This window comes from Candidatus Flexifilum breve, from assembly GCF_016713355.1.
Window position 1 is genome coordinate 1,672,716 of the sequence record NZ_JADJPI010000035.1, and the last position, 20,619, is coordinate 1,693,334.

The following is a 20,619-nucleotide window of genomic DNA, read 5'->3' on the forward strand; positions in this document are numbered from 1 at the left end:
CACATGCGTAACGGGATGATTGGACGCACGATTGAGCATTATCGCATTGACCTGATGCTGGGACAGGGCGGGATGGCGGCGGTCTACCGGGCGACTGACCTGCGGTTGCAGCGTCAGGTGGCGCTCAAGATCATGCATCCGCATCTCGCCGCCCACACCAGCTTCCAGCAACGCTTTTTGCAGGAAGCCCGGGCATCCGCGCGGCTCGATCATCCGAACATCATTCGCGTTTTGACCTTCAACAACCTGAGCGGCGATCTGTTCCTCGTCATGGAGCTGATCACCGGCGGGAGCATGCGCCAGTATGTCAAGCGGCTGAATGAAGAGTCGCGCTTCATTGACTACCCGGAAGCGATTGAAGTCGTGCGCCAGCTCGCCGAAGCGCTCGACTACGCCCATTCGCAGGGCATGATTCACCGCGACATCAAGCCGGATAACGTGCTGCTCAAGCCCGAGAACGGCGCGCCCCGCCTGAGCTACCGCCCGATTTTGACCGATTTCGGGTTGGCGAAGCTCACTGTCAGCACTGCCAGCGAAATCACCGAGCAGCAGCCCGTCGGCACGTACCCGTATATGTCCCCGGAGCAGTGCCTCGCCGAGAAAATCGATTACCGCAGCGACATTTACTCGCTCGGCATCATGCTCTACGAGTTGTCGGTTGGGCGACTGCCCTTCAACCCCAAGTCCATCGCCGAAGCGGCGCGCATGCATGGGCGGGAAGCGGTGCCGCTCCCGTCGACGCTGCGTCAGGGCTATCCCGCGGATCTGGAACGGATTGTGCTGCGCTGTCTGCAAAAAGACCCGGAGCAGCGCTATGCCACGGCGAATGATCTCGCGCACGAGCTGCAAGCGCTCTTGCGTCCGATTCTGGCACCGCCGAGTGAAGCGCCCACGCCGTCACCGTTACCCGTCGCGCCGCCCCTGGTCTTCAACACCGCCGATGACCGGGTACCGACCGACATTGCGACGGCCATCATGACCATGCCGCTGCCGTCCGCGCTGCCGCTCGGATTCGCTGTGCCGCCCGGCGATCCGGACAATGATCGCCTGTTGTTCTACAGCGCGGAGCATCCGTCGTTTGCGGCTCCGCTGATCGATAATACGGTCGATATTGGGCGCGACCCGAGCAGTAAAATCGCGCTGCAAGGGAGCAAAGCGTCGCGCCTGCATGCGCAGGTTGAACGCAAGCCGAATGGTCGCTATTACCTGACCGACCATTCCTCGACCAACGGTGTGTGGGTCAACGAGACGCGCCTCGACCCGAGCGTGCCGGTGCTGCTCAATCCCGGCGTGATCGTGCGTCTGGGCGACTACTGGATGCAGCTTGAACTCAAGCCGCTGCCCGCCGAAACAATCAGCTCGGAAGTGCCCGCGCAGGTTGAAGAAGCGCCCATCGAAGTCAGCCCGCCGGAGCCAGTCAAACCGCCGCCTTCGCCGTCGGATGCCGTCAACACGGATGTGAGCGCGCTGCTGGCGTGGACGGAGCCACCCCGGCATACGCCCCCCCAAATTGCGCCTGACCAAATGGGCTTTGATCGGCTGATTCTGTACAGTGATTCTCAACCGACGCTCACCGTCAAATTGGATCGCGACCGCTTTGAAATTGGGCGGTCAAGCCAAGCGGACATTTTATTAGGTGGCGAAGGTATTTCGCGGGCGCATGCCTCGATTGAACGCGCCATTGATGGCAAATTCTATCTGCGCGACCGCGGCTCCAAGAATGGCGTGTGGACGGATGGACGACGCCTGGCCGCTGGCGAGACAATTCGCCTTGAACCCGAAAAAAGTCTGCGCATTGGCGAGTACTGGCTGCAATATGAATTGAAGCGTGTCGTCCCCATCTCGTTGATGGCGGGGGTGCCGCGCTTCGGCGATGAAACAGGGACAGCCGACGACGAAAACGCGACCGTGGTGATGATTCGTCCGCTGGACGAGGCGATGCCGCATTACTCTCCACCACCGCTGACGGTTGATTTACAGTCGAATGACCGCCTCGTGTTTTACAGCGAGGATCACCCGATGCAGGTGATCAAGCTGGCGTCCGAACTCATCACCATCGGGCGCGGTGAAGATCAGGATATTCAGTTGGATGGCAAGCGCGTCTCCCGGGCTCATGCGCAAATCGAACTGCGCGCGGATGGCAGCATTCTGCTGCTGGATCGCGGTTCGACGAATGGCACATGGGTCGGCGATACACTGCTCGTCCCGCAAACGCACGTCCTGTGGGACAAAGACGAGATCGTGCGTCTGGGGAATTACTGGCTTAAATTCGAGAGCGGCAGCCGCCTGCTCGATGCGATTACACTGGACGTGGGCAAAGACTCGCGCCGGATGGTCGGCAGGCGCATCAAGAACTTTCGCATTGATCGCTTTCTCGGTCAGAATGACCTGAACGCGGTTTACAAGGCGACCGAACTACCGCTGGATCGCGAAGTCGCGCTCAAGATCATGCATCCGCACCTCGCGGCGGAAGAAACGTTCGCAACTATCTGAACCAGCTCAAGGGTTCCAACAAGCAAATGAGCCTGTCGGAAGCTGTGGCGCTGATGATTCAGATCGCGGAGGGCATGAACTACGCGCACCAGCAAGGAATGATCCACCGCGCGCTGTCGCCGACGAGCATTGTGCTGCGCCCCAACCCGGTCATCGGGCCGATTGTGCAGTACGTGCCCGTGCTGACCGAGTTCACCGTCGCGCAGGCCGCTGAAAATGGCGACCTGTATATGTCCGACAAACCCGACGTGAACTACACGTACGCGTCGCCAGAGCAGTGCCTCGGCGAACGCGTTGATACGCGCAGCGACATCTACGAGATGGGCGTCGTGTTCTATGAGATGATCGTCGGCGCGCCGCCGTATCAGCCGCGCTCGATGGCGGAAGCCATTCGCATGCACGCCCGCGAAGCCATTCCGCTGCCCCGCAACACGCGCGGCGATATCCCTGAAGAACTCGAAATTCTCGTGCTGAAGATGCTGGAGAAGAACCCGAACAATCGCTTCCAGACGGCGATTGAAGTGGCGCGCGCCCTTCAGCGCAGCGATATTGGCCTCGCGCTGGAAAATCAGCGTACCGGTCAGGGGACGAAGCTCGTCGAGGTGGAAAGCGATGTCACGCAGGTGATGGTCGCGCCCGTCGCCGCCGAGATGCCGCAGCCCACGCGCGCCCCCAGCCCGCACCCCGATCACGCGCTGTTGATCTTCTACAGCGAGACCGCGCCCACGCGCATTGTCCCGCTCGACCGGAACGTGCTCACGATTGGGCGCGGTGATGGTCAGGATATCAATCTGGATGATCGGCGCGTGTCGCATCAGCATGCCCGCGTCGAAGTGGCATTGGGCGGTGTCTATCGCATCATCGACCTCGGATCGAAGAACGGCACGTTCCTGGGGAACTATCGCCTCATCAACGGGATTGCCGAAATCTGGGATCCAGTCGATACCTTGCGCATGGGCAGCTACTGGGTACGCATTGAGCGACCGAGCACCGCCGCGCCCGCCAAAGATGAAGCCTCCGCTCTGCCGACCGCCGCCCCAGAACCGCAGGCCATACCCGCCTATCCGCCCCTGCTGCCGGAAAAGATTCAAGTCAACATCGAGGCGCCGCATTTAGAGGTCACGCCCGGCACGAAAGTCGCGCTGCCCATCGAAATTGTGAATCGCGGCGACGTGGTCGATCACTTCCGCGTCGAGCTGATCGGCTTGCCCGCTGCATGGGTAACCGTGCCCACCGAACCGCTGTTTCTGCTGCCCAACAGCCGCAACACCACCTCGGTGACCTTCAACCCGCCCATGAACAGCACGAGCACGGCGGGCGAACACGCGTTTGAAGTCCGCGTCAGCGCGCGCGCGCAGGGTCTTACCTCGGCGGCGGTGCAGGGCTCGCTGCTGATTCAGCCCTTCTACAGTTTCGTCATCGACATGGAACCGGAACGGATCGCTTCCGGTAAATTCGTGCAGGTCAGCATCAATAACAGCGCGAACACCTTTGGCAAGTACACGCTGCAAGCCCGCGACCGGGAACAGGCGCTGCGCTTTGACCTGAGCACCAAGCAGTACACGCTCGCGCCGGGGCAAAGTGAGCTGTTCGCCGTGCGCGTTATGGCCAAGCGGCGGCATTTGCTCGGCGCGCCAAAAACCTTTCCCTTTGAGTTCAGCGTCATCCCGACGCCCGCCGAATCGTACGGGGGCACGCAGTCGGCCTCAGGCGAAGTCGTCGTGCAGTCGCTGATTCCCGGTTGGCTGCTCGGCGGCTGCCTCATGCTGCTCGTGGTGCTCGCCGTAATCGCCGTATTCGGGTATACGCAGTTCACCGCCTATACCGCGCAGCAGCAGACGCAGGTGGCGCTCGTGCAGGCGACGGATGTCGCCGCGACCGCGACGGCTATCGCGCTGGGCGATGATGACGGCGACGGGCTGACCAATGGCCGCGAAGCCACGCTGGAAACGTTCGCTTCGCTGGCGGATACCGATGAAGATGGCCTGCCCGACGGCGTGGAAGTGCGCGTCTGGCGCACCAATCCCCTCAATCGGGATACCGACGGCGACACGCTGGCCGACGGTGAAGAAGTCGAACTGGGCACCGACCCGCTCAACCGGGATACGGATGGCGATGGCGTCCCTGACAATGAAGACATTGCCCCCATTCTGCCGCCCACGCCCACGATCACGCCCTTCCCCACCCTGCCCGGCACGGCGGGCGATATCTGCTCCGGTTCGCCCACGCCGTCGCGCATGGCGGTCGGCATGCAGGGCATTGTCACGCCCGGTGGTCTGCCCAACCGCGTGCGTTCCGCCCCCGGCAAAGCCGAAGGACAGGTGATCGCGCTGATGCAACCGGGCGCTGGCTTCCTCGTCGTCGGCGGGCCAACCTGTGACACGACTGATCAAATCCGCTGGTGGCAGATCAATTACGGCGGCGTCGTCGGCTGGACGGCGGAAGGTGAAGCCGAAAACTTCTATTTAGAGCCCATGCCCGCGACACCAGCACCGGGAACAACAGGGAACGCCATTCCGAATCCGGGGGGCAGTAGTTGATGATCGTCCGAACCATGAAACGCATCCCGCCGCGTAATTTATCCCTGTGGTTACTCCTAGGCTTGCTGGCGCTGATCAGCCCATTCGCCGTCCACGCGCAGACCGCCAGCGGCAGTCTGCTGGTGGTCACACCCGCCGCCGTCGTCGACGATCGCGTATCTGTCGATCTGCTGATTCGGAGCGCGGGCTTGCAGCGTTACGATCTGCTCAACGCAGCCAATTTCAGCATCGGCGAACCAGCGGCGGCGGTGCAGGTCACCAGCACGCCGAGCGCTCCGCTCACAACTCTGGTCATGGTGAACCTCGGTTCGGCCTCCGATGCCGATCTCATCCGCGCCACTCTGCGCGCGTACTTTGACAGCTACTATCGCCCCGGCGATCAGGTCATCCTCTACGTCTTCGGACCCAATCTGCTCGAAACGTTTGAACCCACCGATCTATCGGCGCTCCAGAGTCAGATCGACGGTTTGATCGCTTCCAACCTGTATGCGCCGATCGGATCGATGTTCACAGCAGCGCAGGAACGTCTGCAAGCGGAACTCGCGCAGCACCCGACGCGCGCGTTTCAGGCGCTGTTCGTCGGCTCGTATCTGATTGCCAACGACGATCCGCTGGTGGGACAAGGCTTCGCCGCGCTCGGCGTCCCGTTGCATGTGCTTCAGGCGCACCGTTTCCGCGATGACAGCACCGAGAAACTGCGCGCGCTCGCGACCAATGGCGGTGGCCTCTTTGTGAACAATCGCGGCGGTCGCTTTTTGCAGGACGGGGCGGCGGTGAGCACGCTGGCACTCGCTTATGAAGCGCTGGAAAGCAGCCGCAGCGTCTACACCCTGAGTTATAGCCCCCAACGCCGCGATCTGACCGTTGAACCGGAAGTCACGCTCACCGTCCAGCTCAGCGCGCAGCAGCGGCTCAGCACCAGTTACGCCTATGAGCGCGTCTTCGCGCCCCCTCAGGTCGAACTGGCGGATGGCGCGCTCGACCTGCGCCGCACGCCGAGTCGTTCTGCTGACAGCGTCATCTTCGACGTGAGCGAACACCAACTGACCGCGCGGGTGGTCTTCTCCGATAACGTAGCGCGCTCCGTTCAAAGCATTCAGGTCGAATTGCGGAGCACCGCCGACGATGAGGTGCTGATCTCCGAACTAGACCTTGACCCGGATGTGGATGCGCTTGGCAATTTCGATCTGACGCTGCCGCTGACCAATTTCGATCAACCGGACAGTACAACGGCGTTCCGTCTGGTCGTCACCGTGACGGACGAGCTCGGGTTGAGCGGTTCAGCCGAAGCCGAAGGCCGCTTGCTGGTGGCCGCGCTCCCGCCGCTGCCCACGCCGACGCCGGAACCAACGCAACCGCCGACCGCGACTGCCCCGCCCGCGCCGACGGTGACTGTCCCCGCTGCCGCTCCCATCAGCGCCGTACCTCAGACGATCACAGCCAGCGATAGCCGCCTTATTCTGCTGTTCGCCGGGATCATCCTGTTCCTCGTGGTGGTTATTGTTGTGATGCTCGTCCGCCTGCGGCGCATCAGCCGAGCGGGGCGCCTGCGCAATGGCGATGCGGCGGATCAGGAATTCATCACCGATGCCGGACAGCCCGACCCACCAACCAAGCAGCCTGCAGCGGCCACACCAACGGCGGCCCCAACGCCCCCCGCGCCCGTCGCTAACAAGCTCCTTGGACGCCTGATCGTCATCCGAGGCTTGAAAGAGTTGGAGATCCCGATCACGCGAGACGAGTTTGTCATCGGGCGGGACAGCACGAGCGGCTGCGATTACGTTATCGCCGAACCCTACATCAGCCCGCGCCACTGCATGATCATCCATCGCAACGGACGCTTCGCCATTCGCGATCTCAAGGCGAAAAATGGGGTGTTCGTGAACGGCGAACGCATCCCCATCGAACGCGATGTGATCGTCCCGATTGGTTCAGAAGTGAGCATTACCCAGAACATCGTTGTCGAATTGTGGGACCCCACCACCGTTGTGAACCGGAATATAACGCGCATGGGTTCCACCGTCACGCAGACGCAGCACTCGCAGGTGACGGGCACGGAACACCTTTTCCGCCCCATGTTAGGGATTCGGTACGTCGATGATGATGAAGAAGTTGGCGATGACTACAGCCCACTGTAACGGTCGCTGAGCACTGAACTAAACGCCCAAGCTGGTTCATGTAGTTTGAGACAACATGGCAGAGATTACTGCATTTTCTGAAAGAAATATCGCCACCCGTGACCGCCTGGAAGACTACGCCGCGGATACGGTTATCCATACTGCCGGCGGGTTGAATCTCCAGTTGGCGCTCGTCTGTGACGGCGCGGGCGGTGGTGATGCGGGCGAGAAGGCCGCTCGACTCACCGCGCGGGCCATTATGGATCATTTGCAGATCAGCACGGGCACCAGCATCCCCAAGCTGCTGTTCGCCGCGGTGGAACAGGCGAATCGCGTGGTGTACAGCGAACTGCGCGGCACGGGAACCACGACCCTCGCGCTGGCCGTTGTGAACCTCGACGATGGCGATCATGGGCGTCTCTACATCGCCAGCGTGGGCAACAGCCGCATCTATCTGCTGCGCGATGGTCACGCCGTGCGGCTCAACATCGATCATGTGCTCGGCAACGAGTACATCTACGCCGGGCAGATGTCGCCGGAAGAGGCGGAAAAGCTGCCGAATGCGGACTTTATCACCCGCGCGGTGGGCGTCAACACCGAAATGCAGGTCGATATCGGCTTTTACGCGGAACGCGGCAAAGAATTTGTCAGCAGCCGCCGCGCGTTTCGGCTCGGGCAAAAAGGGCTGGCGCTCAAGGAAGGTGACTCGATCCTCGTCACCTCCGACGGGCTGTTTGCCGTCGATCCGGAAGTCGGTGGCCCCTACAACATCGAGCAGGAATTCATTCGCTACGCGCTGGATGACAAAGTTGATCATGCCGGGCAAGCGATCATGGGTTATGCGACAGCCCGTGCCCCGCAGGATAACACGGCGCTCTCGCTGTTGTTCGTGCCGTCGCCGCGCCGCCGCGCTGTTGTGGTCGCCGCCTCGCTGTCGGGTAGGCAGCGGGCGGGCTTCGGTTTATCGCTGTTCGTCGTGCTGGTGCTGATCGGTTTCTTCATCTTTCAGATGCGCGTCAACGAGGAACGTAACGTCCTGTTCATGGCGACGCAGACCGAATTTCAGGTCATCGTCTTCAACCTATCCGCGACCGCGCCACCCACCGCCACCCCGACCGCGACCGCCTCGCTGACGCCAACCTTTACGCCGACCATCCGGCCCACGCAGGTCTCAGCAGACCAGATCGGTATCCAGAACTTTCTTGAGAGCCAGCCCGTCCCGATCTTCCTCCGCAGCGTAATCTCCTCGCCAGCGGACAGCCTGATGGTGGTGGAAGGCCGACATCCCGACACGGGCGAATTCTTCATCAACCCGCTCAACCTGTTCGTCGAAAGCGCCTCGCTGCTCGAACTCAACCGCGTCGACAACACCCCCGAACAGGAAAATGCCGCGCTGGTGCTCTACCCCGTGAGTGACTTCTTCGCCAACATCGGCGATTTTCAGCATCAAGGGTTATCGGTGCAGCCGCTGCAAAACCGCGAGGTGCTGCTCCAGTCGCTCAGCGAGTGTATGGCCGCCCGCCAGATTCCGGCGGATCCCGCCATTGAAGGCGATCCCGAGAAAATCGCTTTTACATGCTATTCGACGCAGGCGAACACGTGCTCTTATACTTTGCCCGGCGCGGAACCGGTCATGCTCACGCCGGGGAGTCGGTCGCTGTTCGAGCTCAGCGTACCGCCCCGCTTTGTCGAGAGCGTGCCCGCGCCATATTCCGAAGCGCGCGCCTACTACGAAAGCGCGATCCGCTTCACCAACGGCGACCCGACGCTGCTGCAATGCCTGTCATCCGCCCTCGATCTCGACGGTGACGGTATCGCTTACCCAGATGACGTGTGCGAAAACGAACCCGGCTTGCCCGAAACCAACGGCTGCCCGGATGCGGATCGTGATGGCGTGATCGACAGCTTAGACTTGTGCCCGGCGATCGCTGGTCCCGCAGAAAATAGCGGGTGTCCGCTGCCCACAGCCACGCCGCTGCCCGATCTTGATGGTGACGGGTTGGCGGGCGATGCCGATCTCTGTCCGCTGGAGGCGGGTCCGGTCGAGAATCAGGGGTGTCCGGGCACGACGACCGCGACCCGCCGCCCCACGCCAACGCGCACGGCGACGCTCGCGCTCGATGTGGACGGTGACGGCATCCTCGACACCGTCGATCAATGCCCGACGCAAGCGGGCACATTGGCAAATAACGGCTGCCCGGAACCGACGGCGACGCGGCAAGAAGCCAGCCCCACCCGCGAAAATCAGCCAACGGCGACGCCGACGCGCACGAATGTGCCCCCCACCGATGCGCCCACAGTGACACGCACGCCCAGCACTGAGCCCACCGCATCGCTAACGCCCAGCCGCACGCCGAGCACTGCGCCGACCAACACGCTGACATTAACGTTCACCCCGACGGATGCGCCCACGGAGACCGACACACCCTCCCGCACCCCACGGCGCAGCGAGACTCCCACACCAACTGATACCGATGCTCCGACCGCGGTTCCGCCGACTAACACGCCCGCACCGACCAACACGCCGACCAGTACGCCGACCGCGAGCGACACACCTACGCCGAGCAATACGCCGACGCCCAGCAACACCCCCACGCCGAGCAACACGCCGACGCCCAGCAATACCCCCACGCCGAGCAACACGCCGACGCCCAGCAATACCCCCACGCCGAGTAACACGCCGACGCCCAGCAATACGTTCACGCCGAGCAACACGCCAACCGCGAGCAATACGCCGGTGCCCACCAACACGCCAACCGCGAGCAATACGCGGTGCCCACCAACACGCCGACCAATACGTCTACACCCAGTGATACCCCCGTACCGCCGCCGACGGCGACCGCCACCGCCACCAATACGCCCGAGATCACGCTGGAAGTCACCGCGATTGTCGAAGCGCCGTTTACGACCGCTAAACTGAGCGTCACCGAAGATATTCGCGAATGGATGTGGTATGGCCAGAATCTACGCCGCTTGTTTGGCGAAGGGCACGGTTAATGGCTTGAAAGCGGGTCCTTGGGGATCACAGGTTAAGAAAAGCACTGGGCGGCTGCAGCCGCCCAGCGCTTTATACTCAGTGCGGATTGTCTACTAAAGCTCAATCTGATTCGGGAACAAGGCGAACAGTCCCTGCATGCGTTCACCGATGGGCTGACCATGCCAGACGGTCTGGCCATTATGCTTCACGTAGCCGGTTCCGTATTCGTAGTTGTAGAACGGAATTTGACCAACCTTGAAATCAGCAAACAGCTGCGCGGCTTCGACCCCGGGTAGGAAATTCCCGTTTGTGCCGTTGCGCACGCCGACTTCCCCCTGCAAACCGGGGGCATTCGCCCCGGCGCCGGTGGGTACGGTCGCCGCCCAATAGTTGCACCACTGCCACTTGGTGTTCGGTTCCACGCCTTGGACCGGAGCGTCGGCGGGCTGACCGACATTCGGCGTCATGATGAACACTTTGAGCCGATTGCCCCAAACGGCTGTTTCAATCGGAACGGTGCGCCCGACCGAGGCTGCAAAAACATCCTTCACTTTGTCGAGGAGCAGAATTTGTTCGAAGCTCGTCGGATTTTGCAGCGCTCGCAAGAGCGCGGTTTCATAGCCCACCGCCCCATTGTAGACTTCGTTCAGAACCGTGCCAGCTTGATTATTGTAGGCAAGGTAGCCGTTTTGAGCAGTCGCCTGTCCCGGAGTCATGTACTGGAGTTTAAGCGCGTTGTCCGCATCAATCATGTAGGGTTTCCCCGTCGCGGCATCCCAGAGCACATTCTCACCATGTAAATCGGTCAGCCCGGTGATGAGGACGAACATCAGCGATTCTTTGAGCGCCTGAGTGATGGGTCGTACGAGGTTGGTGGGCAAATCCTTCGCCCGCGTTTGGACAACCTTCTCGCACAGCGTACCGAAGCCCGCATCGACTTTCTGTTTGTAGGTTGTGATCTGATCGGGGCCAGCCAACCCGACGGCCGTATTGATGTAGTTCGCCAGACTGTCCGCCTGCGTCCCAAACAACCCCTGTTCCAGACTGCGTTCTTCCGGCTTGACGACCACTTCGTGTTCGCCTGCCGCCGTGTATTCTGCGGGGCCACCGGCGGGTTTATTGAACTTGACGAACAGTACGCCTAACCCATGCTCATGGAGATCGCTGCCATTCACGCTAATTGATGTGATTGTTACGTTGTCACCGTTCGGCGGATTGAAGTACGCGCGCCAGTGTTCCAGCGAGTTGCGTACATAAGCCGCGCCATCCTGAATGCGTTGGAAGGGGCCATCAGCCGCCATCACCCATTTGTAGTAAGCTACGAACCGCGCGCCGGTTAAGGATTTGCCAAAATCATCAAACCGCAGCGCCTTCGAACCTTCGGGGTTGTTCGCATACATGATCTTCTTCAGGTTCGGCGTAGTCACCAATAGATTTTCCCACGCGACACCGCCGAGTCCGGCTCGGACGGCCTGTTCCAGCCGAGTCAGGAGGTAGGCTTCAAGCGTCTCGGTATTGATCTGGCGTTCTTCATCGGCGTCCAGCGCCGCAACCTGACCGGTCGCCGGGGTGATCCGTTTGTAAGTACCTTTGTGCCACGCAATTTTCGCACCGGGCGTCGACACACTGTCTTCGATTTCAACAAATTCACCGGTCAAGTGATGCCAGTTGTACTGCGGTGTGTCAATACTCCGGCGATGTGGCGGCTTGTAATCCATGCTGGCTTTATGCGGATACTGTTTGGCCTGCCCCACCGCGGTGTTACGAATGTAAGTGTTTCCGCCGTTGTGCAGTGCCCAGTTCCAACCAGCACCCGTAACCCCTACGGCTTTGGTCCACGTGACATTCTTCCGGACGCGCCGCACTTGCGTCCGCTGCTGAAGGGGATCGACGACGATCTCGTCGCCCTCATCGATCCGTGGGCCAACAAAGTCATCCCAGGCGCCATCAACCCGCAGGTGCGCATTCTTCGTTGTCGTGACAGGTTGAAATTGGCGCTGAATGGCTGCCGAGTCGCCTTGCCCACGAGCGGCGCGCTTGGCAAGCAACCGCTGCACCGCCGAATTTCCAACGGTTCCTTGAAGTTGCAGGACTTGGGCGGGTGTCAGCCGGTCAGAGGCTAGTTCAGTAAACGCATTGATGCTTTCAGCGTTCTGTTGACCGGTTTGCTCAGCGAGATTTGGCGTTCGAGTGACCTCAGAATTCGCCTGTTTGCGCGTTGCGCTCGTCGACTGCTGCTGTTGCGCCATGGAAATAAACCTTATTTATGGAAAGCAATAGATGTCAACAAGTGTACGACAAAACTAGGAACCCGACTAGTTGAGCATTACCCCAGTCGTGGTTAGTCCGCGCTGCCGGTTAAGTATGGCCCGGTAGTCGATCCCGACGATGTGATCCGCTGAGAAGCGATCACGGTGCTCGTCGGCGTGCCCGTGCATCTGCTAACGTTGGTGCGGCGCGACCCGACGCTGCGCGTCAAGAGCGTGGTGTTTGCGACCGATCACGTCCCCGACCCGATCTGCGCCGAACTAGAGCACGCATGGGGTTGTTCGAAATCATCGATCCGCGTACCGTGTTTGGCAATAACGAACGTTTCCCGCACATTGATCGCCTGATCTAGACCTTTCCCGATTCCGCGCTCGCCGACATCGGGTTGGCCTCGCGCCATGCGGTGAGTATCGCACTGCAAAGTCCGGCCTTCTATGTTGGGGCGTTGGGCAGTAAGGCGACGCCGGGGAAACGAGTTACCTGTCGGTCTTGGGAACAGCGGACGCAATGAATTGTGTCCGCTGTTCCCCAAAAGACGCTATTCTACGCAGCGATTGGCCTGCCTTGGCCTGTTTTGGAGTGTTTCGGACACTGGCTTAATGCTGTATCCGGTAAATGGTCGAATATGGGTTTGTAGGGGCGCACGGCCGTGCGCCCCTACGAAAAAGCGCTTCCTTTTCTGCAATCAATTGCCGGACAGAGCACTTAAGCACATTCTCAAATATCATGGTATAGGGGCAGACCGATGTGTCTGCCCGGTTGTGGGCGCACACACAGGTGCGCCCTACATCCGTTCGTGAATTTCTTTCGAGAATCTACTTTAGGTGAACGGTTAACGTCAGCGCAAACCAGCCAGTCTTTGAACTTGTCCCCGTCAAAGGGTACATTTGCAGTCGTGAGACCTCGCCTGTGAAACAATAGGTAATCGGAGTCCGGCATGACGAGCGAAAACTGGTGGTTAGATCAGCCAGAACCTTCCGATGTCGCAGCTCTCAAAGGCTGGGAAGGACTGTTCACACAGGGCAGCGGATACCTGCATGTGCGCGGATCGCTCGAGGAGCATCTGAGCGATGCGCCGCAGGACCAATCCTACATGCGCCGCCCTGCCAACGTGACCGCCGAGCAGTTCCCCGATATGCGATCAAAGTGGGGGACGTTCGTGCCGGGCATCTACGGCAATCACCCGCTTATGGGCAAAGAGATGGCGAATCTGCCCTGCTTCTTGCAGATCGCGCTCAGCGTCGATGATGAGCGGCTGGACATACGGCAGTCGGCACTGCTGCACCATCAACGCGCGTTGAACCTGAAAACGGCGGTACTCACGCGCAGCCTGACTTGGCGCGCACAGTCCGGCGCGCAGATCGACGTGACATTCGAGCGTTTCGCCAGCGCGGCACAACCGCATCTCTTCGCGCAGCGGCTCACCCTCACCAGCGACCGTGATGCCCGCCTCATGCTGGAAACGGGAATTGATGCAGGCGTGCGAACGAGCGGCTATGACCACTTCGCCCACGTGCGCTTCGAGCGGGTTGGCGCGGCGCGGCTGCGCTGCGCTGTCGTGCTGGACACGGGCGACGAAGTAAATGAAATCAGTCAGGCGCGGCTGCAAGACGCCGCCTGGGACTACGTCGCAGGCGAACGCGCCGCCCACCTGTGTGTGGAGATCCCCTTGAGCGCAGGGCAGAGCATCACCTTCGAGAAAGTCACGCTCGTCACCACGAACATGGATGAGGGGGAATTAATCCTATCCGATTTCGACGCGCTCGATACCCCCTTCGACGTGCTGCAGGCTGAACACGAAGCGATCTGGCAGCGCCGGTGGGAACACGCCGACGTGCGCATTTCTGGCGATGATCGCTCGCAGATCGCGCTCCGAGCTGCGCTCTACCATCTGCTGCGCGCGCATCCCGGTCACGAACGCGTCGCCATCGACCCGAAAGCGTATGCTGGGGATGCCTATCGTGGGTTGTACTTCTGGGATACGGAAATGTATCTGCTCCCCTTCTTCCTGTATACCGATCCCGAACGCGCCCGAATGCTCACCGATTTCCGCATCCGCACTCTGTCAGGGGCGCGCCGGAATGCAGCCGAGTTCGGCTATGCGGGGGCGCGCTATCCATGGGAAGGCGACGCGGACGGAATCGAGCAGTGCCCGAACTGGCAGTACCGCGATCACGAGGTTCACGTCACAGCCGACGTGGTCTACGGGCTTGCTCATACCGCGCAAGCTACCGCGCAACCGGGCTATCTCACGCGGGCGGGACACGCTGTACTGCGCGAAACCGCCGCCTACTGGCTGGAACGCATCGACTGGCGTCCCGGCGATGACTATCCCAGTCTGCTCGGCGTGATGGGCCCTGACGAATACGCGCCGATCACCAACAACAATGCCTATACGAACCGGATGGTCGCGTTCGCACTCTCGCTCGCAGCCACCGCCGAGGAAGACGATGGTTTACGCGAACGCTGCCAGTTGATCGCGCGCAAACTGCCGCTGCCGCGCCGCGCCGACGGGCTGCTGCTTCAGTGCGAAGAGTTCGAGCAGTTCGCCGAAATCGACTTCACAGCGCTGTGGCGTGACCGGACGAAGCCATTCGCCGCTCAGGTATCTCAGGAGCGGCTGTACCGCAGCCGCTGCCTCAAACAGGCAGATGTCCTCCTGCTCATGATGCTGTTTCCCGACGAGTTCAGCGACGCCGAGGTGCGTCAGGCGTGGGCCTACTACCTGCCCTACACCACCCATGATTCATCGCTGTCGCCTGGCGTCCATGCGCTGATCGCGCTGCGGCTCGGTTTCGCCGATCAAGCGTGGGACTTCTGGGAACGGAGCCTGCATCTCGACTTTGACGGCGGCGCGGAAGAAGGGATTCACATCGCCGCGCAGGGGATGAACTGGCAGATCGCGGTCTTTGGGTTCGGCGGACTGCGCACCGCGATGCAGGCAGACGTACTCACTCTCAACCCGCACCTTCCGCACCAGTGGACGCAGTTGGCGTTTCCGGTGGTCTGGAAGGGACAGGAAGTTTATGTCGAGATCACACCTGACGGAGTGAGCATCGAAAACCGGAGCGAACGAGACCTCACGGCGGTCATTCACGGGACGAGTGTCGTCGTCGCGCCGGGGAATCGCAGTATTTGGCCCGAACAAGCACACACTTAGGGGGAACACGATGATCGGTATGAGCACACTCTCAGAACTTGCGCGGCTGCGACCGGGCGTCAAACGCAAACGGGCGTCGAGCTACGATCCCACCGGCGGTAACCGGGATTGGTGGGAAATTGCGCCGGGCGAAACGCGCACCATCGCAGAGGCGGAGGGCGCAGGTTGCATTAAGCATATCTGGATGACGCTCTGGTGTGAAGATGCGCTCGTCTTTCGCAAACTCGTCGTGCGCATGTTCTGGGATGACGAAGCGTCGCCCAGCGTCGAAGTCCCCATCGGCGATTTCTTCGGTATGGGGCACAATCTCATTCGCAACTTCGTCTCGCTGCCGCTGCAAATGAGTCCGCAGGATGGGCGCAGCTTCAACTGCTGGTTTCCCATGCCCTATCAAAGCCGGATGCGCATCGAGATGGTGAACGAAGCGACCCACACGACCAACCTCTATTTCTACATTGACTATGAAGCCTATCCGGAAGGCACGCGTTTAGATGAGTATGCGCGCTTTCACGCGCAGTGGCGGCGCCTCAACCCGACGCCGGGATGGGCAGACCCTGCTATCCGATGGAAAGACAACCCCGATGCGATGAGCGCAGCATGGGCTGAGCCAAACCTTACCGGGGAAAAGAACTATGTCATCCTCGATGCGGAAGGTCGCGGGCACTATGTCGGCTGCCATCTCGACGTGGACTGTTTCTCGCGTCAGGCCAATGACTGGTACGGCGAGGGCGACGACATGATCCTGATTGATGGTGAACCGCTGCCGAGTCTCTACGGGACGGGCACAGAAGATTACTTCAACACGGCGTTTTGTCCTACGCAGGAATACAGCGCACCCTATCACGGCGTCATCCTGAATCAGGGGACTGAGGATTGGCGCTGGCGGGGCAAGAACACGCTCTATCGCTACCACATCGAAGACCCGATCTTCTTCGAGCAGTCGATCCGGGTCACGATTGAGCACGGGCACGCCAACAAGCTGACCAACGATTACTCATCGACGGCGTACTGGTATCAGACGGAACCGCACAAACCGTTTCCCGCCCTACTGCCCGTCGAACAGCGCCTACCGCGCCCGTAGCCGATGATGCTCGAAAACATCCTCTCGCAGCGCCTGCCGCTCGACGGCCTATGGCATTTGGAAATCGGCGATCAGTCGGGTGCGATCACCGTGCCGGGAGTCTGGGAGACGCAGGGCTACCCCCCCGATGCCGTCACGGCGCTTTACACCCGTTCGGTCGAGCTTCCGTCCAACTGGGCAGGGGCGCGGGTTTTTCTGCGCTTCGAAGCCGTCAGCTACCGTGCCGAAGTCAGCGTCAATGGACAGATCGTCGGCACGCATGATGGCATGTGGACGCCGTTCGAATTCGACGTGACGAACGTCATTCATGCCGGGACGGCCAACACCATCACGCTGACCGTCACCAAACCGGGCGGCGACGGCAGCCCTTTCCCATATCGCGATGTCCTGGTGGGTTTTGTTCCCTACGTGGCGCGCACGTTCGGCGGACTATGGCAACCCGTCACGCTAATCGCCCAGCGTACGCCTGCCTTCCGCATGGGGCACATTCAAGCGGACTGGCGCACGGGCGAAGTCCGCGCCAGCGCCGCGCTCGACTACTTTGGCGAGCAGCCCGCGAAGACCGATCGTTTGCAGGTCGATGTGCTGGATGCAAACGGCGTAACCGTCGCCACCATCGAAGCGTCATCAGATGAATTCACACTGAACGTCCAACAGCCAGCCCCTTGGTCGCCGGAGACGCCCACCCTCTACGATCTGCGCCTGCGCCTGATCCGGGATGGCGCGCTGCTGGCAGAAACACGCCGGACTTTCGGCTTCCGAAGTTTGCGCGCCCAGAGCGAAGCGCTCCTGCTCAACGATCAGCCTTACGGCGTGCGCGGCATTCTCAGTTGGGGCTGGAATCCGCAGACCCTCGCGCCGGTCGCCACCGACGACGAAATCCGCGACGAGTTCCGCCGCGTGCGCGCGCTCGGCTTCAATCTGGTCAAACTGTGCCTGTTCGTACCACCGGAACGCCTGTTTGAGATCGCCGACGAAGAGGGAATGCTGCTCTGGCTGGAACTGCCGATGTGGTGGCAGCGCATCAACGACTATTTGCGCGGGCAAGCGCCGCGCGAATACCGTGACATACTGCGGCGCGTTCAGCATCACCCATCCATCGTGATCTACAGCCTCGGCTGTGAACTCGGCATCGACATGGCGGACGCGGCGCTGCTCAGCGAACTGAACGCCATCGTGCGCGGGGGTACAACCGGCGTGCTCGCCTGTGACAACAGCGGTTCGGGCGAAGCCTACGCGGGATTGGATTTCGACTTCGCCGACTTCAGCGATTATCACTTCTACGCCGATCTGCACTACTTCGCCCCGCTGTTGCAGCACTTTTACCGCCAGTGGCAGCAGCCCCGCCCTTGGATCTTCGGCGAATACTGCGACAGCGACGACTACCGCGACCCGGCGGATTTGAACGAGGGTGGCGAACGCCCCGCGTGGCGCGATCTGCTCGGCGTGGAGGGAAACACCGGACGCTGGGCCTACAGCGAACAGGAAACGCGTATGGCGGCCCATGCGCTCCCCTTCAGCGATGCGCAGTTGGTCAGCCTTTCGCGCCAGGAGTCGTTTTTAAAGCGCAAGTTCATCCTCGAACGCACGCGCGCGACCCCTTACGTCGGCGGTTACGTGCTCACGGGACTGCGCGACACGCCGATCAGCACATCGGGCGTCTTTGACGATCTCGGACGCAGCAAGTTCGATCCCGATGCCTTCCGGCGTTTCAACGACGAGTCGGTACTGCTGCTGGAAGGCAGACGCGCGCGCCAGTGGGTCAACGGCGGCGACCGCCCCGCACCGGTTGATTTGTTCAATTACGTCGGCGGGACAACGGCGAGTTTTCGATTGCTGCTGGCCCACACATCATTCCCCGGCGGCGAACTGCACTGGCGGCTCGTCCGTCCAGACGAGACTATTGCGCTGATGGGAACTGCGGTCGTGCCAGCGGGCTTACCACCGGGACAGGTCAGCGAAATTGCGGCGCTCGATATCGCGCTGCCCCACGTCGAAGCGGCGCAGATGTGGCAGCTCGAAGCCGATCTTGATGGACAGATCGCCAACACGTGGCGGCTCTGGCTCTACCCGACGCCTCAGGCTTGGGGCGCAGGTATTACCGCGTATGATCCGGTCGGTGCGTTCGGAGGCATCTGCCCACCTGCCGCGTTTCAACCGGATGAAGTGATCCTCGCCAGCGTCTGGACGCCGCAGGTCGAAGCCTGGGTGCGCGGCGGCGGTCGGGCCATCCTGCTGCAGACGGGCGCGGGCGCGTTCCCGACGCAGCCAGTCCCGTTCTGGCGCGAATCGATCAAACTGATCGAAGATCACCCGTTGTGGCAGAATTTTCCGCACCAAGGGTATGTCGATTTGCAGTTCTATCACCTCGCCGCCGACCATGCGCTGGATGTTACCCGCATTCCGGACGCCCGCCGTCGGCCAATGCTCACCCGGCTGGATGCGCGCCTGTTTACCCTGCTCGATTATCTGGTGGAATTGGAAATGGGCAGCGGACGCTTGATCGCTTCATCGCTGCGCTTCTGGGGGGGAGCAGGCGATCAGGTGACGGATATTCAGCACAGCCCCACCGCGCTGTTTCTGCTGCATCAACTTGTGGAATATCTGTCCACGCGCCAGTAAAAAAATAACCGGGTGACTGTTTCCAGCCACCCGGTGCCTTATTTCTGAACGATCTCCGCCGCGTTGCCCTCGAAGTGGTTGCCGTCCGTGGTGACTCCCGGCTGCCCTTCGAGCTCTACCGCCGCGATGACATTGGCCGTAAACGTATTTTCAGTCAGCGTGCAGTTCTCAACGCGACCGTAGCGCGCCCCGATACGGTTGTCTTTGAATTGATTACCGCGCACAACAAAATCGTGACACGGTTGGTCCATCGAATCTGCGCCAGAATAGGCATTGAAGCCAATCGTATTCGACTCAAACAGGTTGTCAGTCAACACGAAGTTGTAGGTCGTTTCATGCCCGGGCCAATACGCGACGACCACGCCACCGCGCGTCCACAGGCGCACCCCATCGCCGTTCAAGCGAATGCGGTTGTTTCGGATAGTGAAGTCAAACCCATGCTCGATAGCAATCCCGGCCCAGCGGTTAAACTCCACAAGATTGTCTTCAAGCACATTATCCCACGAATAACCCATCCAAAAACCGTAGTTCGATCGGCTGCAGTCGTTACGGCGGAAGATATTGCCTTTTGAGAACGTGGCCTCAATCGCGTTATTCGGGCTCAGGCGACAGTCGTTCTCTTCGAATAGATTGTCGTTGCACGGCTCATTCACGCCGGGATGCTCATACCCGCATAGGAAGATTCCGTCGCCGCCGCCGATACAGGTGTTCTTCAAGAAGCGGTTGCGCGATGATCCCTTCACCAGCACCATACCCGCCGTGTCGGCTTCCGCGCGGATCGATCCGTCTTCGGGGCGGCGGTAGAGTCGGTTACAGAAGTCGAAGCGGTTGTTCTGGAAGAGGCTGTCATTGGTGCGCGACAGGTAAACGCCCCAACCGCTGTTAAAGGAGGCGTTGTTGTCCTCGACGGTCAGATGATCGCAGTTGTACAGCAGCAGTCCGTTCAACTGGTGCTGAAGATCGCAGCGCCGAACCGCTCCACCATCGACGCCATGCAGCAGGATCGCGCCGCCGTAAACCTGCGCAACTGGCAGCCACAGATAGAGGAACGTATCGATGCCTTCAATCTCCCAGGTGTCGCGCACTTTGATCGACTCGATGGTCAGATCGCCGCAGTTGTCACAGCGGATCGCGTGGTAGTAACCAGAAAGCGCCAGATCGCGAATGGTGATGCCCTTGTGCCCATCGACGCGGATACCTACACCTTCCTGCTGCGCGCTGATAATCACCGTGCCGCTGCCCTGCACGGTGACGTGGTCCGCGCCGATGCTCACGCCGTTCGGCAGCGCGTACACGCCGGGAGCGAACTCGGTGTCCTCGGTGATGATCATCCCGTCGGACGGGATCACGTTACGCTTCAT

10 protein-coding genes are annotated in these 20,619 nt (G+C 60.9%); 8 read left to right on the forward strand and 2 right to left on the reverse strand.

Going from position 1 to position 20,619, the window contains the following annotated elements:
• Positions 1–3: 3 nt before the first annotated feature.
• The 4 genes from IPK17_RS30075 to IPK17_RS30090 are packed head-to-tail and all read left to right on the forward strand — an operon-like array spanning position 4 to position 10,070.
• Positions 4–2,493: an FHA domain-containing protein gene (locus tag IPK17_RS30075; protein WP_343421391.1), complete on the forward strand. Its 2,490-nt coding sequence runs from the start codon at positions 4–6 to the stop codon at positions 2,491–2,493.
• On the forward strand, positions 2,490–5,033 hold the full coding sequence (locus IPK17_RS30080; protein ID WP_343421530.1) for a protein kinase domain-containing protein: 2,544 nt from the start codon (positions 2,490–2,492) through the stop codon (positions 5,031–5,033). The genes IPK17_RS30075 and IPK17_RS30080 overlap by 4 nt, the downstream gene beginning before the upstream one ends.
• Positions 5,033–7,171: an FHA domain-containing protein gene (locus IPK17_RS30085; RefSeq protein WP_343421392.1), complete on the forward strand. Its 2,139-nt coding sequence runs from the start codon at positions 5,033–5,035 to the stop codon at positions 7,169–7,171. Before IPK17_RS30080 ends, IPK17_RS30085 begins: the two co-directional genes overlap by 1 nt.
• 55 nt (positions 7,172–7,226) lie before the next feature.
• Positions 7,227–10,070: a thrombospondin type 3 repeat-containing protein gene (locus IPK17_RS30090; RefSeq protein WP_343421393.1), complete on the forward strand. Its 2,844-nt coding sequence runs from the start codon at positions 7,227–7,229 to the stop codon at positions 10,068–10,070.
• Positions 10,071–10,240: 170 nt separating this feature from the next.
• Here IPK17_RS30090 and IPK17_RS30095 read toward each other — a convergent pair whose 3' ends face one another.
• Entirely contained in the window at positions 10,241–12,376 is a 2,136-nt protein-coding gene (locus tag IPK17_RS30095; RefSeq protein WP_343421394.1) for a hypothetical protein, read from the reverse strand.
• A gap of 165 nt (positions 12,377–12,541) precedes the next feature.
• On the opposite strand from IPK17_RS30095, the gene IPK17_RS30100 reads away from it, so the two are divergent.
• The 4 genes from IPK17_RS30100 (at position 12,542) to IPK17_RS30115 (ending at position 19,258) form a co-directional block, all read left to right on the forward strand.
• A complete protein-coding gene (locus tag IPK17_RS30100; protein WP_343421395.1) occupies positions 12,542–12,742 on the forward strand; it encodes a hypothetical protein in 201 nt (66 codons plus the stop codon).
• 590 nt (positions 12,743–13,332) lie between these two features.
• On the forward strand, positions 13,333–15,555 hold the full coding sequence (locus IPK17_RS30105; protein ID WP_343421396.1) for a glycosyl hydrolase family 65 domain-containing protein: 2,223 nt from the start codon (positions 13,333–13,335) through the stop codon (positions 15,553–15,555).
• A gap of 19 nt (positions 15,556–15,574) precedes the next feature.
• Positions 15,575–16,636 carry a glycoside hydrolase family 172 protein gene (locus IPK17_RS30110; RefSeq protein ID WP_343421397.1) on the forward strand — a complete coding sequence of 354 codons (1,062 nt, stop codon included), beginning with the start codon at positions 15,575–15,577 and terminating at the stop codon, positions 16,634–16,636.
• 3 nt (positions 16,637–16,639) lie between these two features.
• On the forward strand, positions 16,640–19,258 hold the full coding sequence (locus tag IPK17_RS30115) for a glycoside hydrolase family 2 protein (protein ID WP_343421398.1): 2,619 nt from the start codon (positions 16,640–16,642) through the stop codon (positions 19,256–19,258).
• Positions 19,259–19,296: 38 nt separating this feature from the next.
• On the opposite strand, the gene IPK17_RS30120 is transcribed toward IPK17_RS30115, so the two are convergent.
• On the reverse strand, positions 19,297–20,619 hold the full coding sequence (locus IPK17_RS30120) for a right-handed parallel beta-helix repeat-containing protein (RefSeq protein WP_343421399.1): 1,323 nt from the start codon (positions 20,617–20,619) through the stop codon (positions 19,297–19,299).

What these genes read in the sequence shown, in the direction of transcription:
- IPK17_RS30075 (WP_343421391.1), top strand. Translation starts at nt 4, where the DNA reads ATGCGTAACGGGATGATTGGACGCACGATTGAGCATTATCGCATTGAC.
- IPK17_RS30085 (WP_343421392.1), top strand. Translation starts at nt 5,033, where the DNA reads ATGATCGTCCGAACCATGAAACGCATCCCGCCGCGTAATTTATCCCTG.
- IPK17_RS30090 (WP_343421393.1), top strand. Translation starts at nt 7,227, where the DNA reads ATGGCAGAGATTACTGCATTTTCTGAAAGAAATATCGCCACCCGTGAC.
- IPK17_RS30095 (WP_343421394.1), bottom strand. Translation starts at nt 12,376, where the DNA reads ATGGCGCAACAGCAGCAGTCGACGAGCGCAACGCGCAAACAGGCGAAT.
- IPK17_RS30105 (WP_343421396.1), top strand. Translation starts at nt 13,333, where the DNA reads ATGACGAGCGAAAACTGGTGGTTAGATCAGCCAGAACCTTCCGATGTC.
- IPK17_RS30110 (WP_343421397.1), top strand. Translation starts at nt 15,575, where the DNA reads ATGAGCACACTCTCAGAACTTGCGCGGCTGCGACCGGGCGTCAAACGC.
- IPK17_RS30115 (WP_343421398.1), top strand. Translation starts at nt 16,640, where the DNA reads ATGATGCTCGAAAACATCCTCTCGCAGCGCCTGCCGCTCGACGGCCTA.
- IPK17_RS30120 (WP_343421399.1), bottom strand. Translation starts at nt 20,619, where the DNA reads ATGAAGCGTAACGTGATCCCGTCCGACGGGATGATCATCACCGAGGAC.